Source organism: Arthrobacter sp. 10T416, assembly GCF_056394165.1.
Genome location: NZ_JBFTHI010000005.1, coordinates 198,658 through 217,001, shown reverse-complemented (window position 1 = coordinate 217,001; position 18,344 = coordinate 198,658). Strand labels below are relative to the sequence as shown.

General features: G+C 68.5%; 19 protein-coding genes. 10 read left to right on the top strand and 9 right to left on the bottom strand.

Annotated elements, in window-relative coordinates:
• The coding region (locus AC1DBE_RS08410) for a DUF222 domain-containing protein (protein WP_476970217.1) at positions 1 to 624 on the bottom strand (624 nt) is incomplete at its 3' end.
• Between the two features lie 302 nt (positions 625 to 926).
• Positions 927 to 1,424 carry a hypothetical protein gene (locus tag AC1DBE_RS08405; protein ID WP_476879567.1) on the bottom strand — a complete coding sequence of 166 codons (498 nt, stop codon included), beginning with the start codon at positions 1,422 to 1,424 and terminating at the stop codon, positions 927 to 929.
• A 55-nt stretch (positions 1,425 to 1,479) separates the two neighbouring features.
• Here AC1DBE_RS08405 and AC1DBE_RS08400 point away from each other — a divergent pair, with 55 nt between their 5' ends.
• The 4 genes from AC1DBE_RS08400 (at position 1,480) to AC1DBE_RS08385 (ending at position 4,840) form a co-directional block, all read left to right on the top strand.
• On the top strand, positions 1,480 to 2,268 hold the full coding sequence (locus AC1DBE_RS08400; protein WP_476970216.1) for an aminoglycoside phosphotransferase family protein: 789 nt from the start codon (positions 1,480 to 1,482) through the stop codon (positions 2,266 to 2,268).
• 128 nt (positions 2,269 to 2,396) lie between these two features.
• Positions 2,397 to 3,002, top strand: coding sequence for a malonic semialdehyde reductase (locus tag AC1DBE_RS08395; protein ID WP_476970215.1), 606 nt, complete (start codon positions 2,397 to 2,399; stop codon positions 3,000 to 3,002).
• Between the two features lie 46 nt (positions 3,003 to 3,048).
• Positions 3,049 to 3,570 (top strand): 2'-5' RNA ligase family protein, encoded by a 522-nt coding sequence (locus tag AC1DBE_RS08390; RefSeq protein ID WP_476970214.1) that lies wholly within the window; start codon positions 3,049 to 3,051, stop codon positions 3,568 to 3,570.
• 103 nt (positions 3,571 to 3,673) lie between these two features.
• A complete protein-coding gene (locus tag AC1DBE_RS08385) occupies positions 3,674 to 4,840 on the top strand; it encodes a GGDEF domain-containing protein (RefSeq protein ID WP_476970213.1) in 1,167 nt (388 codons plus the stop codon).
• A 101-nt stretch (positions 4,841 to 4,941) separates the two neighbouring features.
• Here the strand turns inward: AC1DBE_RS08385 and pgm are convergent, their stop codons facing one another.
• Positions 4,942 to 6,615, bottom strand: coding sequence for a phosphoglucomutase (alpha-D-glucose-1,6-bisphosphate-dependent) (pgm, locus tag AC1DBE_RS08380; protein WP_476879572.1), 1,674 nt, complete (start codon positions 6,613 to 6,615; stop codon positions 4,942 to 4,944).
• A 130-nt stretch (positions 6,616 to 6,745) separates the two neighbouring features.
• Here pgm and AC1DBE_RS08375 point away from each other — a divergent pair, with 130 nt between their 5' ends.
• Positions 6,746 to 7,207 carry a DUF4190 domain-containing protein gene (locus tag AC1DBE_RS08375; protein WP_476970212.1) on the top strand — a complete coding sequence of 154 codons (462 nt, stop codon included), beginning with the start codon at positions 6,746 to 6,748 and terminating at the stop codon, positions 7,205 to 7,207.
• Here the strand turns inward: AC1DBE_RS08375 and AC1DBE_RS08370 are convergent.
• The 4 genes from AC1DBE_RS08370 to AC1DBE_RS08355 all read right to left on the bottom strand — a co-directional run bounded on the left by AC1DBE_RS08370 (position 7,191) and on the right by AC1DBE_RS08355 (position 12,310).
• Positions 7,191 to 8,057, bottom strand: coding sequence for an aminoglycoside phosphotransferase/kinase family protein (locus AC1DBE_RS08370; RefSeq protein ID WP_476879574.1), 867 nt, complete (start codon positions 8,055 to 8,057; stop codon positions 7,191 to 7,193). The two genes, AC1DBE_RS08375 and AC1DBE_RS08370, sit on opposite strands and share 17 nt — an antisense overlap.
• A gap of 5 nt (positions 8,058 to 8,062) precedes the next feature.
• Entirely contained in the window at positions 8,063 to 9,532 is a 1,470-nt protein-coding gene (locus tag AC1DBE_RS08365) for a peptide MFS transporter (RefSeq protein ID WP_476879575.1), read from the bottom strand.
• A gap of 102 nt (positions 9,533 to 9,634) precedes the next feature.
• The gene (locus AC1DBE_RS08360) at positions 9,635 to 10,747 is read right to left on the bottom strand and encodes an alcohol dehydrogenase catalytic domain-containing protein (protein ID WP_476903491.1); all 1,113 of its coding nucleotides are present in this window, start codon (positions 10,745 to 10,747) and stop codon (positions 9,635 to 9,637) included.
• 108 nt (positions 10,748 to 10,855) lie between these two features.
• Positions 10,856 to 12,310: an amidase gene (locus AC1DBE_RS08355; protein ID WP_476903492.1), complete on the bottom strand. Its 1,455-nt coding sequence runs from the start codon at positions 12,308 to 12,310 to the stop codon at positions 10,856 to 10,858.
• A gap of 191 nt (positions 12,311 to 12,501) precedes the next feature.
• Between AC1DBE_RS08355 and AC1DBE_RS08350 the strand changes: the two genes are divergently transcribed.
• The 3 genes from AC1DBE_RS08350 (at position 12,502) to AC1DBE_RS08340 (ending at position 14,134) form a co-directional block, all read left to right on the top strand.
• Positions 12,502 to 12,828, top strand: a complete 327-nt coding sequence (locus AC1DBE_RS08350; protein WP_476903493.1) for a rhodanese-like domain-containing protein — start codon at positions 12,502 to 12,504, stop codon at positions 12,826 to 12,828.
• 15 nt (positions 12,829 to 12,843) lie between these two features.
• Positions 12,844 to 13,824: a prephenate dehydratase gene (pheA, locus tag AC1DBE_RS08345; protein WP_476903494.1), complete on the top strand. Its 981-nt coding sequence runs from the start codon at positions 12,844 to 12,846 to the stop codon at positions 13,822 to 13,824.
• Between the two features lie 94 nt (positions 13,825 to 13,918).
• Entirely contained in the window at positions 13,919 to 14,134 is a 216-nt protein-coding gene (locus AC1DBE_RS08340) for a hypothetical protein (protein ID WP_476879345.1), read from the top strand.
• A 28-nt stretch (positions 14,135 to 14,162) separates the two neighbouring features.
• Here the strand turns inward: AC1DBE_RS08340 and AC1DBE_RS08335 are convergent, their stop codons facing one another.
• Positions 14,163 to 15,272: a diacylglycerol/lipid kinase family protein gene (locus tag AC1DBE_RS08335; RefSeq protein ID WP_476879344.1), complete on the bottom strand. Its 1,110-nt coding sequence runs from the start codon at positions 15,270 to 15,272 to the stop codon at positions 14,163 to 14,165.
• Positions 15,273 to 15,350: 78 nt separating this feature from the next.
• Between AC1DBE_RS08335 and serS the strand changes: the two genes are divergently transcribed.
• Entirely contained in the window at positions 15,351 to 16,631 is a 1,281-nt protein-coding gene (gene serS, locus AC1DBE_RS08330) for a serine--tRNA ligase (RefSeq protein ID WP_476879343.1), read from the top strand.
• A 92-nt stretch (positions 16,632 to 16,723) separates the two neighbouring features.
• Positions 16,724 to 17,578: an HAD family hydrolase gene (locus tag AC1DBE_RS08325; RefSeq protein WP_476879342.1), complete on the top strand. Its 855-nt coding sequence runs from the start codon at positions 16,724 to 16,726 to the stop codon at positions 17,576 to 17,578.
• Positions 17,579 to 17,605: 27 nt separating this feature from the next.
• On the opposite strand, the gene AC1DBE_RS08320 is transcribed toward AC1DBE_RS08325, so the two are convergent.
• The gene (locus AC1DBE_RS08320; protein ID WP_476970211.1) at positions 17,606 to 18,205 is read right to left on the bottom strand and encodes a hypothetical protein; all 600 of its coding nucleotides are present in this window, start codon (positions 18,203 to 18,205) and stop codon (positions 17,606 to 17,608) included.
• Between the last annotated feature and the right edge of the window lie 139 nt (positions 18,206 to 18,344).

Genomic DNA, 18,344 nt, shown 5'->3' with positions numbered 1-18,344 from the left:
TTCGATGTGGTGGAGGCCGTGGCGGGGGCGGCGGATGAAGGCGCCCTGGAGTTGGCGGAGGACTTCTTCGGAGGGTTCGGTGCCGTCCTGGTCGAGGGCGTCGATCCAGCGGCGGGCGATGCGGGTGAGGAAGTCCGGGTCGTACTCGGTGGCGGTGGCGGTCAGGGCGTGTTCCATCCGGGTGGTGGTGTCGGGGTCGGTGACGGGCCGGACCCGGTCCAGGGCCTGGCTGGTGATCGTGGCGGACCGGGAACCGAGGGTTCCGGCGGCGAGGGCGGCGCCGAGTTCCTCGTGCCGGGGTGCCAGGGGCTGGCCGGTGGTCCCGGTGCGGGGCAGCACGTCCCCGGCCAGGGCCAGCCGGCGGTGCGCTTCGGTGGCGCTGATATGCAGGCGGGCGCGGAGGAAATCCCCGGGGCGCCGGTACCCGTCATCCAGGACCGGGTCATTGGTGGCAGCGGCGTCGGTGCGGGTGCGTTCGACCGCTGACGCAGCGATGAGTTGCAGGTACTCCACGGTCCGGGAGATCTCCTCGACCCGGGCCGCGAACTCCGCGGCCTCACGGACCCCGAACAACGCCGCGTCCGCGACCGCCGTCGCACTGAACCCCCGCAAGTCCTCCAGCACACCACCCAACACCGCACCGCCGGCAAGCTCACAGCCCGGCTGCGCACCGCGCTGATCACCGTCCGGCCCACCAGCCGGACGAAACGCGAGAGCTGCACCGCTTCCCATAAACCAAGTCTCCCAAGGGGGTACGACAAAATAGCGACCGCCTCAAAGAGACACCCGAAGACAACCACCCCTAGACAGGGAAGAAAGTCCCGACCCGTCGCGTGGCAATGTGGCAGCGTCATCCGATGCGTCGGGCAGCGCTACCAACACCCGCCGCCGTCGGACCCCCGCCCAAAACCCAACCTCCAGCCCGACTACAGAGTCGTGGGCACTCCGGCGTCGGCAAGTGCGGTGAGCAGTTGGGTGCGTCGTTCGTCGGTGCCGAGGCTCAGGATGTAGCCGTGGTTGGCCTCAAGCCGGATGGCGGGTCCGGTGTCCTGGATCAGTCCAAGTCCGAAACCGCCGAGCCGCAGCCCGAACCCATACTGCAGACCCGTGATGGTTTGTGGTGATGCGGACCGGACCTGCGAGAGCGGGATGCGGGCGCGGTACAGCGGCAGCCAGGTGAGGATGATCGTGTCCTCCGTGAGGCGGATCCGGGAATAGCCGAAGGAGAACACGGCAATGAAGACCATCGCGGCGGCCAGGGCCGCGAGCCCACCCGGGCTGCGGCCAGCGCCGGAGACCAGCGCGCCAACGAAGCTGGCAACCAGGAGCAGGCCAACACCAGCGAAGATCCAGCGCGGCGTCTTCCCGTAAAACATGCGGCCGGAATCAAACAGCGGGGCCGTTCCGGGGCGGGTGCTTGCCATAATTTATCCTCGCACGCTGCCAAGCCCCGGCCCCACGGTCGTCTAGATTGGTTCGGTGGTGCACGAAGAGGTCCTTGCTGGCGGAAATTCAAGCGTGGTGGTGCGCGTGGGGGATACCGTGCGCAGAAATTCGGGTCCCTGGACACCCGCCGTCCACGCCCTGCTCGAGGCACTCCGGACCCAAGGAATCGACTGTGTCCCGGCGGCTCTCGGCATGGATCCGCAGGGCCGCGAAATCCTCTCGTTCCTGCCGGGGGACGTTGTCCAGTACCCGCTGCCGCCCTGGATCTGGCACCCTTCCATCCTGCAGGAGGCGGCCGCCCTGCTCCGCCGGATCCACGACGCCAGCTCCGAGCTGGCCCGTGCGTCCCTGACCTGGCAGCTGCCAACCCATCACCCGGTTGAGGTGATCTGCCACAACGACTTCGCCCCGTACAACATGGTGTTCCGAAACCAGCGGTTCGCCGGTGTCTTCGACTTTGACGCGGCGTCGCCCGGGCCCAGGATCTGGGACTTCGCCTATCTGGCGTACCAGCTGGTGCCGTTGATCGAAGGGCTCGGCGACGGCAAGGGTGACGGTGCAACGAACGACGACTGCGGGCAGCAAGGTGCCGGGGCGCCGTCGTCGTCCCAAAAAATCGCCTGCCTCGACACACTGATCGAGGCCTACGGCTACCCCTTCGAGCGCCGGGACGTGCTGGAAACGCTAAGCGACAGGCTGGGCGAACTCGCCGAGTACTCCGACAACCGGGCCGCCGAAACCGGCCGCCCGGAACTCAACGACCACGCCGCCATGTACCGGCGCGACAGTGCCCGGATGCTGCTCCTTGCCGCACAGCAGTGACCACACCGGCCGCCGGTTGTGGCCGACCTCACTGTTCCCGCCGGGAAGCAGCCGCCCGGCGGCTCCGTTGCACTTAGGGAACGCACCAGCGCCCCGACCGGGGCCGAAGCCCACCGAAAGGGACGCGAATGACCATCGCCCATGAAGAAGCAGTAATCGACGCCGCAGCGGTGGATGCCATCTTTGCCCAGGCACGCACGGCGAACGCCTTCACCGGGGAAGTCACCGACGAGCAGGCCCGCGCCATCTACGAGCTGACCAAGTTCGGTCCCACCGCCTTCAACTCGCAGCCACTGCGCGTCACCTACGTCCGCTCGGACGAGGCCCGCGCCACCCTGGTCGAGGCCCTCTCCGCCGGGAACCGCGCCAAGACCGCGTCCGCCCCGCTGGTCGCCGTCCTCAGCGTCGACACCGCCTGGCACGAGCAGTGGGACACCTTCCTCCCCGGCTACAACGCCCCCAAGGCCATGTACGACGCCGCCCCGGACCTCGCTGCAGCCACCGGCAACAACAACGCGCACCTGCAGGCCGGCTACTTCATCCTCGCCGTCCGTTCCCTCGGCCTCTCCGCCGGACCCATGACCGGCGCAGACTTCGGCAAGATCGACGCCGATTTCTTCCCCGACGGCAGCCAGAAGAGCTTTATGGTGGTCAACATCGGCCAGGCCGCCGAGGAAGCCTGGGGCGCACCGAAGCCCAAGTTCGCTTACGACGACGTGGTCCGCACCGTCTAATCGCCCGGCGGACCGCCGTGTCGGAGGGCAGTGGCAGACTAGCCCCATGCGGAACCTGATCGTGGTTGCCTTCCTCGAACCGGTCACCACCGGGATGGTATTCCCGCGCGACGCGTGGCCGCTGCACATCACGCTGGTGAAGTTCGACGTCGTCGAGCTTCCCCCGGGAACCGGCGGCGGCAACGACGACGGCGGGGACCTCCTCTGTGCCCGCATGGCCAGGCTGATGGATGCACCCGTGCGGGCAGCGTTGGGGACTTTCGTCACCGTTGGCGGCCACGCGGGATTCGGCCGCGACGGCTCGGTACCAGTCAGCCTGATCGAGCCCAGTGCCGCGCTCCAGGCCCTCCACGAGGCCCTTGTGGGTGCAGTGGGGGCGCTGCCGGGCCGGGTCGCCACCCCCGACTACACCTTGACGGGATACCGTCCGCATGTCTCCCACCGGGGCACCCTTTCGCCGGCGCCTGGGGCCCAACTGGCGCTGGACCGGATCGCGCTCGTGGACATGGCACCGGACGGCGGCCACACCACGCGGCGGGTGGTGACGCTGTGGGACGCCACATTATGAGTGGGCCTCTTCATTTTTCGTCCGAGGTGCAATACTTGGGGCAAATTAAGACTGACACCGACGGATTCTGGGGTCACTGGGTGCGCGCTGGGGGAGTCACAGGATGATGCTCGACACCTCGACGCTGCGTGTGTCGCTGGCCGTGGTCACCCTGACCCTGCTCTGTCTTTTCTACTTCATTACCTTCCGGCGGACCCGCTCGCCCTTCAGCGGCTGGTGGTGCTCAGCACTGCTGCTCTTCCTGACCGGATCCTCCTCCTACTTGCTGGACGGCACCGTCCACCAGGTGTGGGGGAACCCGCTGGGCAACATCCTGCTGGTGGGCGGGGCCGGGGCCATGTGGGCCGGCGGCCGGTCGCTGCGCTGCGGAAACCCGCCACTGTGGGCTCTCCTGGCCGGGCCCGCGGTAACGGGCATTCTGTCGGTGCTGGACCATCCGGCCACCAATAACTGGTCCGGCGGAATAGCGCTGCTGGGCATCATGGGGCTGATGCTGGGGCTCTGTTCCCGCGAACTGTTCCTGCTCGATGTGGACTACTCCCGGGTCCACCGCCCCCTCGCCTTCGGCGCCGCGCTTCTTGCCGTCTACTACGCCGGCCGGCTCACCGCCTTCATCCTCGAGGGTCCCAACGGTCCCGTGTTCGTAACCTACTTCGGCTCGGTGGCGACGACGCTCCTCACCTCGATGGTCCTGGTGATCGCCTCCTTCGCCATGGCGGAGTTGAGCAACGAACAGCTGACCCGGGACCTCCGTGCCCGCGCCACCTTCGACGGCCTCACCGGACTTCTGAACCGCAGCGCCTTTCTTGACCTCGCGCAGAACGAACTCCGCCGCCTGGGCAACGCGAGGACAACGGCGTCGCTGATCCTCGCCGACCTCGACCACTTTAAGTCCGTCAACGACCGGTACGGCCACGCGGCCGGGGATGTGGCCCTGCAGACCTTCGCCGCTGCCTGCACCGCATCCGTCCGGTCCACCGACCTCGTGGGACGCTACGGCGGCGAGGAATTCGTCCTCCTCCTGCCGGGTGTCAGCCCGGAACGCGCCGAAGAGATGGCAGCCACCATCAGCCGGCGGCTGCAGGAAGCACAGCCATCCGTGGAGCCGCAGCTGCCGACTGTGAGCTACGGAATAGCTTCCACCGGCCCGGCCCGCGTGGACCTGCAGGCGCTGATCTCCTCGGCTGATGCCGCCCTGTACCGGGCGAAGACGCTGGGCCGTGACCAGTCAGTGCTTGCCGCAAACCTCCGCGACGGCCAGCGGGCCTAGGCCGACACAGCGGGCCGGCCCGTCGGGCGCCAGCCAGCCACCGGTGCGCCAGCCGCTGGCGCGTCGGCCGCACCCGCGGCCGGCGCCCACATCCCTTCCCGCTAGGAAATAACCCCGTCCACCAGGGCCTTGGCCTCAGCCTGGACTTGCTTGAGGTGCTCGGCGCCCTTGAAGGACTCCGCGTAGATCTTGTAGACGTCCTCGGTGCCCGACGGGCGGGCCGCGAACCAGGCGTTCTCGGTGACCACCTTCAGTCCGCCGATGGCCGCTCCGTTGCCGGGCGCCTCAGTCAGCTTCGCGGTGATGGTCTCGCCCGCGAGTTCCGTGGCCGTGACGTCCGACGGCGACAGCTTGCCCAGGGCGGCTTTCTGCTCCCGCGTCGCGGCCGCGTCGATGCGGGCGTAGACAGGGTCGCCGAACTGGTCGGTGAGGCCCTTGTACAGCTGCGAGGGCGACGTGCCGGTGACCGCCGTGATTTCGGAGGCCAGCAGGGCCAGCAGGATGCCGTCCTTGTCCGTGGTCCAGACGCTGCCGTCCATCTTGTTGAAGGAAGCGCCGGCGGATTCCTCGCCGCCGAAGGCGCCCTCGCCGGACAGCAGCCCGGGGACGAACCATTTGAAGCCCACCGGCACTTCGACCAGCTTCCGGCCCAGGCTCCCGGCCACCCGGTCGATGATCGAGGAGGACACCAGGGTCTTGCCGATCACGGACTGCGGGTTCCACCCGCTGCGGTGCCGGTACAGGTAATCGATGGCGACGGCGAGGTAGTGGTTGGGGTTCATCAACCCGCCCTGCCCGTCGACAAACGGAGTCACAATGCCGTGCCGGTCGGCGTCGGCGTCGTTGCCGGTGGCGATGTCGAACGGTGCGGACCCGTCCGCACCGGCCGCCATCCGGTTGATCAGGGACGCCATGGCCGACGGCGAGGAGCAGTCCATCCGGATCTTCTCGTCCCAGTCCAGGGTCATAAAGGCCCACTGCGGGTCGACGGTCGGATTCACGACGGTGAGGTTCAGGTGGTGGCGCTCGCCGATTTCACCCCAGTAGTCCACTGACGCGCCGCCCATGGGATCGGCGCCGATCCGGACGCCGGCGTCGCGGATAGCGTTCAGGTCCAGCACCGATGGCAGGTCATCAACGTAGCTGGACAGGAAGTCGAACTTCCCGGTCGTGTCGGCGGCCAGGGCGTCCGCTATCGGTACCCGCTTGACCCCGCGCAGGCCGTTTTCGAGCAGTTCATTGGCGCGGTTGGCAATCCAGCCGGTGGCGTCGGTGTCCGCCGGTCCGCCGTGCGGCGGGTTGTACTTGAACCCGCCGTCGCCGGGCGGGTTGTGGCTGGGGGTCACCACAATGCCATCGGCCTGCGGTGCACCGGCGGGGGAGTTGTTGTTGTGGGTCAGGATGGCGTGGCTCAGGGCAGGGGTGGGCGTGTAGCCGTGGCGGGCGTCGATCAGGACGTTCACACCGTTGGCAGCCAGCACCTCCAGCGCCGAGTTCTGCGCCGGCTCGCTCAGGGCGTGGGTGTCCTTGGCGAGGTACAGCGGGCCGGTGATGCCCTGCCCGGCGCGGTACTCCACAATGGCCTGCGTGATCGCGACGATATGGGGTTCGTTGAACGACGCCTTCAGGCTCGAGCCCCGGTGCCCGGAGGTGCCGAAGGCGACGCGTTGTCCCGGGTCACCCAGGTCCGGAGAAACGTCGTAGTACGCATCCAGGAGCGCAGTGAGGTCAACAAGGTCTTGGGGTTGGGCAACTGTGCCCGCGCGGCTAGCCATGGCTCCAGCATGCCAGACGAGGTGGTCGCGGAACATGCTTTGGCCTGAATCGTCCGGCTGTGACGCCGGCCGCCCCGCCGGGGACCCTGTGCGGGGATAATCTTGACGTACACACAGCGGAGGGATTTTCATGACGGAGCAGCCCGGGCCCGGGTCAGGCGAGCCACAGCGGGACTACCAGCCGCCGTCGTACGGCCCGTCGTACACCGACGGCCACGTTCCGCCGATGCCCGCCGCCGCCCCGCAGCTGGGCCAGCCGGCCGGGACGTACGATGCCTACGGCCAGCCGGCGCCCCCGTACGCCGATGCCTACGGACAGCCGTACTATTACGGCGTCGCGCCGGCCTCGAAGGGCCTGAGTATTGCGAGTTTGTGCTGCGGCATCGCGGCTTTCCTCGGACTCGGTTTCTTCCTGCTCCCGCAGCTGGCCGCCGTCGTCCTCGGTCACCTCGCCCTGCACCGTGAGCCCGGGGGCAGGGGCCTGGCCATCGCCGGCCTGGTCCTCGGCTACGTCGCGATTGCCATCACGCTGCTGGTGGTTGTGACGCTCGGCGTCGTGTTCACGAACGCGGAGTTCATCTCCGCCCGGTAAGTGCGTCCACCAAGCGCTGGGCGTTGGCGTGGAGCCAGTCGCGCCGGCGCAGAATGAGCCCGCCGACCCCGTCGTCCCACATCCGGGCCCAGCCGCCGCCAAGAGCCTTGGCGTTGTGTTCCATCCGCTGGTAGCTCAGCGTGGCCGCCTCCACCCCGAACGCCGGCAGCGCCCGGCGTTCCTGATCGCCCCAGCCGTAGGCGTCGGCGAAGATCCGGAGCCGCCGGAAGGGGTCGGTGTCTTCCCAGCCCGGCCAGGCATCGGCGGGGTCCCGGAGGGGTGCCCAGTGCGACGCCGCGTTGAAGGAATCCTTGAAGGCCGTGGTGGGGCCGGCGAGGTCGAAGTCCACCAGACCGATGGCAACGCCGTCCCGGACCACCACGTTTTGCGCGGTGACGTCGAGGTGGCAGACCAGTTCGGCCGGATCCTGGCCGGCTGCGCCCGACGGGAGGAAGCGGGGCGGAAACGGATGGGCGGCCGGGACGAAACCTGCCGACGCCGTGTGCAGCCGGCGGACCAGCCGGGCGACGGAGGCCAGGAGTTCCTCGGACTGCACCCAGGCCTCCGGATCGGCACCGGCGCATTGCCCGGCGAGGAAAGTCAGAACGTCCCGGCCCTCGGCGTCCCGGCCCAGGAACCGCGGTGAACCGTCGAAGCCCGCATCCTCCAGCCAGTCGAGGTACGCGGCGACGGCGAAACTCTGCGGCTGATGTGGCCGCCGGATGGTCCCGCCGATCCGCACCACGCCTTCAGTGACATCGCCCGCCGGCATAAGTTCGACGTCGGACGCCTCGCCAAGGGCGGGGACGTAGACGCGCGACTCTACCGGCGGGCGATCTCGGGGTTTCATTCAGGTCAGCGTACGCCGCCCATGAGCTTCTTGATGGCAGGCGAGGCTGCGGCCAGGCCGACGGCCAGGATCATGGCCGTTCCGCCGACGCCGATGAAGTACGGCAGCTCGTCGTGGGGGTTGTAGAGCCCGGACAGCATGCCGGCCAGGGTGGTGCCCAGCGAGATCGAAAGGAAGAACAGGGCGACCATCTGGGTGTGGAAGGCCTTCGGTGCCAGCTTGGTGGTCACGGACAGGCCGATCGGGGACAGGAACAGCTCCGCCAGCGTGAACAGCAGCAGGATGCCCACCAGCGCCAGGAGCGGCGTCTTGCCGTCGCCGGCCAGCGGGATGAACGCCAGGAATGCCAGGCCCATCACGAACAGGCCAATCGAGAACTTCAGCGCCGAGCCGGGCTGTTTGCGGCCGAGGCGGGTCCACATGGCGGCCATAACACCGGCGAAGACGATGATGAAGACCGGGTTGATGGACTGGACCCATGCCGCCGGCATTTCCCAGCCGAACAGGTTCCGGTCCAGCTTCTCCTCCGAGTACACGGCGATGAAGGTGAACTGCTGCTGGAACAGGGCCCAGAATGCAGCCGAGGCGATGTACAGCGGGATGAAGGCCGTGACCCGGCTGCGCTCGGTGGCGTTGACCTTCTTGCTGGTGAAGATGAGCACGAAGTACAGGGCGGACGCGCCGATGGCGGCGTAGGCCATGGACATGGCGAGGTTGTCCGCGTTGACGGTGCCGGTGGCGAGCAGGGCGGCGATCACAACGGCGATGCCGGCGAAGACCAGCCCGTACCGGGTGCGCTGGGCGGCAGGCAGCGGGTTCGGCACGCGGTGTGCGTCTTCCGGCAGCTTGTTGCGGCCCAGGGCGTAGATGCACAAGCCGATTGCCATACCGACGGCGGCGGCGCCAAAGCCCCAGTGGAAGCCCTGGCTTTCCTGCAGCCAGCCGGTGATCAGCGGACCGATCAGGGCGCCGGCGTTGATGCCCATGTAGAAGATGGAGAACCCGGCGTCGCGGCGTTCGTCCTTTTCGCGGTACAGGCTGCCGACGAGGGCGGTCGCGTTGGCTTTCAGTCCGCCGGAGCCGACGCCCACCAGCACCAGGCCGGCGATGAGGCCGGGAACCCCGGGGATCAGGGCGAGGGCGATGTGGCCGGCCATGATCATGATGGCGGCGCCGAAGAGGACCCGCTCGGAGCCGAAGAGCCGGTCCGCGAGCCAGGCGCCCAGAATGGTGGAGAGGTAGACACCGCCACCGTAGGCGCCGACCAGGCTGGCGGCGAGGGCCTTGTTGATTTCAAGGCCGCCTTGATCGGCCGTGAAGTACATGTAGTAGAGGAGGATGCCCTGCATTCCGTAGAAGGAGAAGCGCTCCCACATCTCTACTGAGAAGAGGCTGGCCAGCATCTTTGGGTGGCCAAAAAACGAGGTATCGCCCGGCGTTGTAGCGGGGGGATTATCTAAATGAGTTGTGCTCATTTACTTAATGCTGACACCGCGGCGCGCGATTGTCACATCCGCGGCGGCGCGGATCAAGTCAATACGGGTGTGTTTCCTCTCCGTGTCGCCCCCGCGGCCTCGCTATTCGGCGTCGAACATGATCACCTGGCGCACTGCCTTGCCGTCGGCCAGCTGGTCCATGGCCTCGTTGATGTCGGCCAGAGCAATCCGCGATGAAATGAGCTCCTCGACCGGAAGTTTCCCGTCCCGCCACAGCTGGGCGTACTTGGGGATGTCCCTGGCCGGCACCGCCGACCCGAGGTAGCTGCCGACGACGGTGCGGGCTTCCGCCGTGATGGTCAGGGGAGAGAGCTGGGCGCGGGCGTCGGGGGACGGAAGCCCCGCCGTGATGGTGGTGCCGCCGACGTCGGTGGCGGCGAATGCTGTCTCGAACGCCCGGGCGCTGCCGGCGCATTCGACCACGAACCTGGCCTTGATGCCCTGGTCCGCCAGTTCCTGCGGGGTGTAGGCCTCGTGGGCGCCGAGCCGGCGGGCGTGCTCAAGTTTTTCGTCGAGGGTGTCCACGGCGACAATCCTCGAGACGCCCTGGGAGACCGCGGTAATCAGGGCGGCCATTCCTACCCCGCCGAGCCCGACGATCATGATGCTGTCCTCAGGCCGGGGTTTGGCGGCGTTCAGCACGGCGCCGCCGCCGGTCAGCACCGCGCAGCCCAGCACGGCGGCGATGTCCGGCGGGATGTCATCGCCCACCGGTACCGCCGAGGCCCGGTCCACGACGGCGTGGCTGGCGAACCCGGACACGCCGAGGTGGTGGAAGACCGGCTCGCCGTCCCGGCTCAGGTGCATGGAGCCGTGCAGGAGCGTTCCTTCGCCGTTGCTCTTGGACCCGGCGGTGCAGGGGAGGCGACCGTCCGCCGCGCAGTTCTCGCACTGCTCGCAACGCGGCAGGAAGGACATCACCACGCGCTGGCCGGGCTCCAAATCGGTGACGTCCGCTCCGACCTCGACCACCCGGCCGGCGGCCTCATGGCCCAGCAGCATGGGCACCGGGCGTACCCGGTTGCCGTCAACGACGCTCAGGTCCGAGTGGCAGATCCCCGCGGCCTCAAGCCGGACCAGGATTTCCGTCGGGCCGGGAGCGGAGAGTTCCAGCTCGGCGATGCTGATCGGGGCGGACTCCGCGAAGGGGCGGGGCCGCCCGATTTCCTCAAGTACTGCACCGGTGATCTTCATCGATCCCTCTCCTGTTGCTAACGGCATTGGTTGGTAACGGCGTTGGCACCAGTAAACCCCACGCCGCCACTGGCAGGTAATTCCTGGGTTATTCCCGGTGCCGGCGGGTCAGAAACCCAGCTGGACGGCCACCTGGAGCAGCAGCGCCTCGGACCCTGCGGGTCCCACCAGCTGGATGCCCATCGGCAGGCCCGTGCCGGGTGTGGGGCCGGTCCAGTGCACCGGGATGCTGATGGCGGGCAGCCCGCACACGTTCACCAGCGAGGACCACGGAGCGAATTCGCACTGCTTCCGGTAGTCCTCGTCCGCGTCGCCCGGCCATTCGGCGGCAGGCCAGTAACCGTCACCGTGCGCCGCGCCGGTAAACCAGCCGACGGGCCGGGGCGTCTGCGCCAGGGCCGGACTCAGGACCAGGTCCCAGGCTGAGAACTGCGCCACGGTGTCCCGCTCGAACTGGCGCAGGAACGCGAGGGCCTCGTTCAGCTTCGACGCGCTGCGCTGCTGGGCCCTGCGGCGGAACGTCCGGGTCAGCGGCGCCAGGAGGGCTTCGCGTTGCGGGGCGATGCGGGCGTTCCCGACGCCGGCGGTCCAGGCGGTGGTGAACGCGCCGGGGTAGCGGTTGTCGTAGCGGATGGCTGCCTCGCCGGTCTGGTGCCCGGCCGCTTCGAGCAGCCGGATCCCTGCACGGAGCGCGTCGAGGGCCTCGGGGTCCGGTGTGAAGGGATAGGCCGCCTGCCACGGGCTGTCCAGGCTGACGCCGATCCGCAGCGGGGGTGGATCCTGGGCGGACTGCCGCAGGTAGCCGGGGAGTGCTCCTCCGGTTGGCGCCGACGCCGGCGGCGGGACGAGGGCGTCCAGCAGCAGGGCGGCATCGGCGGCGGAGTGGGCCAACGGACCTGCGACCACCAGCCGGGCCGGGTCACCCGTACTTTCCCCGGCCGGAATCAGTCCCCGTCCGGGTTTCAGGCCCACGAGGCCGCAGGCTGCGGCCGGGATCCGGATGGAGCCGCCGCCGTCGGATCCCGGGGCGAACGGCACGAGGCCCGCTGCGACGGCGGCCGCGCTGCCGCCGGAGGAGCCGCCGGAGCTCCGGCCGAGGGCGTACGGGTTGCGTGAGGGTGGGGCGATCCGGTTCTCGCTGTAGGCGGTCAACCCGAATTCCGGCACCTGCGTCTTGCCCAGGGAGACTACACCCGCATCCTTCAACGCCGCGGCGAGGGCGCCGTCAGCCGGGGCCGGCTTGTGGTCCAGGGCGGCACTGCCGTGGGTGGTGACGACGCCGGCGACGTCGGTCAGGTCCTTGAAGGCGGTGGGCATGCCGTGCAGCAGCGGGAGGGCAGCCGTGCCGTCGCCGCCGGGGGCTGCCTCGCGGGCGTACCGGCGGTCCGCGGCGTCTGCGTCCCGGAGGGCGTCGTCCGCCGTGACGGTGATGAACGCCCCGAGGCCGGGGTTCGCGGCCTCTATCCGTTCGAGAAAATGGGCCGCGGCCTGCCGCGCGGACAGCTCGCCGGAGCGCAGGGCGTCGCGCAAGGCCACAGCGGAGAGGTCATGGAGGTCAGCCACGTGCCCACACCCGCCGGAGGGCGCCGTCAATCCGGGCCGTTCCGGTGCTGCGCGTAGTGGGCCGAAGGGCTGGCATAGGTCTCCTTTGCTCTCTGCAGAAGCGTAACGTGCCCTCCGGTTGGACCCGGCTGCGACCGCTGGCGATACGCTGGGGGCGGACTTTGTTTTGTATTTCAGCGGAGAGGACCACCATGAGCGACATCGACACCGTGACCGTGTCCGACATTCCCGAAGCGGCCCGGATCCTGGACGTCCGCGAGGACTACGAGTGGGCGGCCGGCCACGCCGAACGTGCTGTGCACATCCCCCTGGACCAGCTCCCGGGCCGGCTCGAGGAACTGGACCCGGACGAGGACCTCTACGTCATCTGCCGCACCGGCGGGCGTTCCTTCCGGGCCGCGCAGTGGCTGGTGGGCCACGGCTACTCCGCCATGAACGTCGCCGGGGGAATGGACCAGTGGCTCGAGAACGGCCTGCCGCTCGTGTCCGACAACGGCCTCAAGCCCGTCATCCTGTAAGCGAAAGAAGAAACCATGCCCGCGTCGCCCGTCACCTACACGTTCCTCGGCCCCGAGGGAACCTTTACCGAGGCGGCGTTGATGCAGGTGCCCGGCGCCGCCGAGGCCGTCCGGATTCCCTCCTCCAACGTCAACACGGCGCTGGACAAGGTCCGTAACGGGTCCGCGGACGCGGCGATGGTTCCGATCGAAAACTCCGTCGAGGGCGGGGTGACGGCCACCCTGGACGCGATTGCCACGGGCCAGGAACTCCGGATCCTGCGAGAAGCCCTTGTGCCCATTAGCTTCGTGCTGGTGGCACGGCCCGGCGTCCGCCTTGAGGACGTCCGAAGGGTCTCCACCCATGGCCACGCGTGGGCGCAGTGCAGGCTCTGGGTTGACGCTCATATGCCCAATGCGGAATACATTCCGGGATCGTCCACGGCGGCCGCCGCCATGGGCCTGCTGGACGGCGATCCGCACTACGACGCCGCCATTTGCGCGCCGATTGTCGCCGCGGAACAGCCGGGCCTGGCTGTCCTGGCCGAGAATATCGGCGACAACCCGGGCGCTGTCACCCGCTTTGTGCTGGTGGGCCGGCCCGGCGAACTCCCCGAGCGGACCGGCGCTGACAAGACCACCGTGGTGGTGCCGCTGCCCGAGGACCGACCCGGTGCATTGATGGAAATCCTGGACCAGTTCGCCACCCGCGGCGTGAACCTCAGCCGGATTGAATCCCGGCCCACCGGCCAGTATCTAGGGCACTACTTCTTCAGCATCGACGCCGACGGGCACGCGAGTGACGCCCGGGTGGCCGACGCCCTCGCCGGGCTCCACCGGATCAGCCCCGCCACGCGGTTCCTGGGCTCCTACGGCCGGGCCGACGGACAGCGCGCGGAGGTGGCACCCCACACCTCGGACCAGGCATTCCGGGCGGCCCATGCATGGGTCAAAGATATACTTGCCGGGGCATCCGTGGTTCAGGAATATAACGCGGAGGCTTCGCCCACAGCGTAGACAAACGCCCCACGCGGCACTTCCACCACTTGAAAACTGTGCGTATGCTTGCCTGATCCATATTGGGGAAGTCCTCTACCGGAGGGAGCGGGTCATGTCAGACACCACAGAAAATGACGGCCAGGGAATGATTGTCAATCCCAAGCCGACGGCCGACAACCAGGACTGGGACGGCGACGACGCGGACCGCGCGGACCGGCTGCGCTTCGAGGAGGAGCAGGCGATGATTCGCGAGCAGTCCGAGGCGCGCGCCGCGAAGGCAGCGGAAGAGGCAAAGAAGGAAGCCGAAGCCAAGAAGGAAGCAAGCTAGGCCGGATACCGCCCGGCGGGTGCGGGGCCTACCCGGCCCCCGACGCTCCTGCCGCCGCGCCGCCGTTCAGGGAAACCTGGCGTGCGGCGTCTTCTTTAACCCTGACCAGCAGGGACCGGGGCTCCACCTGGACCGTGACCGACGTGGCTTCGCCCGAGGGATCGCCGTCGATCTGCGTCGGCATCGGCTCGGCGCACTTGATGACAATCTTTCCGGAGCGGTAATACGTCATCACCGGCAGGGTCCGCTTGTGCTTCAGCACAATTTTCCAGTACATCGCCACCCAGCCGATCGCGCTCCGCGGGCTCATGACCACCACGTCCAGCATGCCGTCGTCGATCATGGCCTGCGGAATGAAATCGATCCCGCCCGGAATCAGCCCGCAGTTGGCGAACAGCACACTCCGGATCTTCCTGGACTGCTCCGGCTGGTCGTCCAGGGCAATGGAAACCCGTTTGCGCCGGCCGGGCAGGTGACGCACCCCGGCCTCGGTGTAGGCCAGCCAGCCCACGGCCTTCTTCAGCCCGTCGTTGGTGTCACCCACCACTTCGGCGTCCATGCCGATCCCGGCAATCACCAGGAACGCGTGCTCCGCGGATTGCCCGGTCAGGGCGTTCTCCACTTTCAGCCGGGCCGTATCAATGAAGCGCTGGTGCCCGAACAGGGCGATTTCGACGCAGCCGCGCAGGTCCCCGATATCGAGGTGCACGTTGCGCGCCAGCAGGTTGCCGGTGCCCAGCGGAAGCAGCCCCATGGCGATGTCGGTGTGCGCGAGGGCGTCGGCCACCACACGGACGGTGCCGTCGCCGCCGCCCACCAGGACGACGTCGGCCCCGTACTCGACGGCGGCGCGCGCCTGCGAGAAGCCGGGGTCCTCCGCGGTGGTTTCAAAAAACCGCGGCGCCTCCCAGCCGGCCGCGAGGCAGGCGCTTTCCACCAGGGCACGGGCCTCCGCGGACCGGGACTTGATCGGGTTCAGCACCACGGCGACCTTTTGGGTGGCCAGGTCCGGATTGTGCGTTTCTTCCCAGACGGCGCTGCGGATGTGCTTGGCCTTGAGCCGGCGCACGCCCCACCAGCTGGAGACCGCGAATACCAGGGCTCCAGCGATGACGAGGTAAAGCAGCCAGTCGCGCATGTTGGTCCAACACTATCCCGCGTGTACCCTGCGGCAGGACTGCCGGAGGACGGCCCCCGGGTTCGATAGTCTTATCCGGTGATCGACGTAAAAGACCTCAGCGACAATCCGGACAAGTTCCGTGCCAGCCAGCGCGCCCGCGGCGCCGACGAATCCGTGGTGGACGCGATCATCGCGGCGGACGCCGCCAGGCGCGCGGCGCTGATCCGCTTCGAGAACCTGCGGGCCGAGCAGAACGCCTTCGGCAAGAAGGTGGCCCAGGCCAAGGGCGAGGAAAAGCAGGCCCTGCTGGCCGAGGTCAAGGTGCTCGCAGCATCGGTCAAGGAGGCGTCCGCGGAGGCCGACGTCGCCCAGTCCGCGCAGGAGGAACTGCTCCGCGGCATCCCCAACCTCGTCGAGGACGGCGTCCCCGCCGGCGGTGAAGACGACTACGTGGTGGTCAAGACGGTCGGGACGCCCCGCGAGTTCCCCGACTTCGAGCCCAAAGACCATCTGGAAATCGGCGAGCTGATCGGCGCCATTGACATGGAGCGCGGCGCCAAGGTCTCCGGATCGCGCTTCTACTTCCTGCGCGGCGTCGGGGCCCGGCTGGAAATGGCCTTGCTGCAGATGGCCATGGAGCAGGCCATCGACGCCGGCTTCGTCCCCATGATCACCCCCACCCTGGTGCGCCCGGAAACCATGCAGGGCACCGGATTCGACGTCAAGCACGACGCCGAGATCTACCGGCTGGCGGAGGACGACCTTTACCTGGTCGGGACCTCGGAGGTGGCCCTCGCCGGCTACCACGCCGACGAAATCCTGGACCTGAGCGGCGGACCGATCCGCTACGCCGGGCAGAGCTCCTGCTACCGCCGCGAGGCCGGATCGCACGGCAAGGACACCCGCGGCATCATCCGGGTCCACCAGTTCAACAAGGTGGAAATGTTCATCTACACCACCGTTGAAGAGGCGCCCGCCGAGCACGCGCGGCTGCTGGCCTGGGAAGAGGAGATGCTGGCCAAGTGCGAGCTGCCCTACCGGGTGATCGACACCGCTGCCGGCGACCTCGGCACCTCCGCGGCCCGCAAGTTCGACTGCGAAGCCTGGGTCCCCACCCAGGGCGCCTACCGCGAGCTGACTTCCACCTCCAACTGCACCACCTTCCAGGCACGCCGGCTCAACATCCGCGAACGCGTCCTGAACGAGGACGGCGCACCCAAGGGCACCCGTGCCGTGGCCACCCTCAACGGCACCCTGGCCACCACCCGCTGGATTGTCGCGATCCTGGAGCACCACCAGAACCCGGACGGTTCGGTCAACGTTCCGGCCGCCCTGCAGACGTACCTCGGCGGCATGACGGTCCTCCCCGTCCTCTAGCCACCCGCCGTCGGCAGCTGTTCACCAACGCTTCACACCCTGCTGTGGCGCGCGTCCTACCAGCTGTCGGCGGTGTCTGGTCTACTTGTTAGATGACTACATTGACTGAAGCCTCAGTCGCTGGCAACGATGACCAGCGAGATGCAAATGACAAAATGATGATCGCCCTCGACGTCGACGGAACCCTCGTCGACCACGACGGCCACATGTCCGCTCCCGTCCGGGAAGCCGCCCAGGCCGTCGTGGCCGCCGGGCACAAAGTGATGATCGCGACCGGCCGCTCGCTCAACGCCACCCTGCCGATCATCGAGCACATCGGCATCGACAACGGGTACGCGGTCTGCTCCAACGGCGGCGTGACCCTGCGGGTTGATTCCGGGCTGCCGGACGGCTACGAAGTGCTCCACAAAGCTACCTTCGATCCCGGCCCCGCCCTCCGGGCGCTCCGCAAGCGGCTGCCCTCCGCCAAGTACGCCCTCGAGGACGCCGACGGCAACTTCCTCTCCACCGAGCGCTTCCAGGACGCCAGCTTCGGCGTCGAGGCGATCGGCGTCGACTTCCAGACCATGCTTGAGGCCACGGCCGTGCGCGTTGTGGTGTTCAGCTCGGAGAACACACCGGAGGAGTTCAACGCAGCCATCCGCCACGTCGGCCTCGCCGGCGTCACCTACTCCGTCGGCTGGACGGCGTGGCTGGACATCGCGGCGGCCGGGGTCACCAAGGCCAGCGCCCTGGAACAGCTGCGCTCACGGCTCAGCATCGACGCGCACCGCACGGTGGCGGTCGGCGACGGCCGGAACGACATCGAGATGCTCACCTGGGCGCGCCGCGGCGTGGCCATGGGCCAGGCACCCGCCGAAGTCATTGCCGCCGCCGACGAGGTCACCCACTCGGTGTACGACGACGGCGCCGCGCACGTTTTGCGCAGCATCCTCCTCGGGTCCTAGCGGACCCCGGGAGCCCGCCGAGGGGGCCTAGCGGACCTCGAGGATCAGGGCGAGCAGCCGGGCGGCCGCCGGCCGGGCCGCGTGCTCCTCGTTCCACTGCGCCCGCGCCACCGCCTTGCTGACTGCCTGCGTGGTGATGCCGAGCTCCTCCGCCACGGCTTTTTGCTGGCCGCGCACCCCGGGAGTGAGCAGGTCCAGCACCCGCCATTCGGCGGCGCTGCGGTCGTGGACAATGTGGCCCAGGAGCCGCAGGACGGCCTCGGCCTCGGCGGCCAGGTCCGCGAAGGGGCCCTCCACCGCCACCGGGATACGGTCCTTGCCGTTCCGGAGCCGGTCCACGGCGCGGCGGGCGTACACCAGCCCGTGGCCGGACGCGTCCTTGATCTGGTTCGGCAGCGGTTCATTGACCGGGCCCACGCCGATCCCGACATACCAGGCGCCGGTCCGCAGCGCGATCAGCGCGGCCTCGACGGCCTGCCGCGGGCAGTCAACGATTCCCTGGACTTCGTCCTCGACGGAGCGGTCGAAATCGAGGCGCGCCGGAATGTGCCGCAGGTCCTTGAGGAGCTGCGGCACACGGTCGCCGTCGCGCCGGCTGTCGGTCTGGTTGATGGTCAGCGTGAACATTCTGGATGCCACACTACCGCGTGGTAAACCGGAGGCAAGCACGAGGTGCCGGCCCCGTAACAGACCCGCCCCGGGCCGCCCGCCGGCCCGCCCGGCCCCTGGCACCGGGCTTGTGCCGGGCGCACGGAAGATGTTGCGA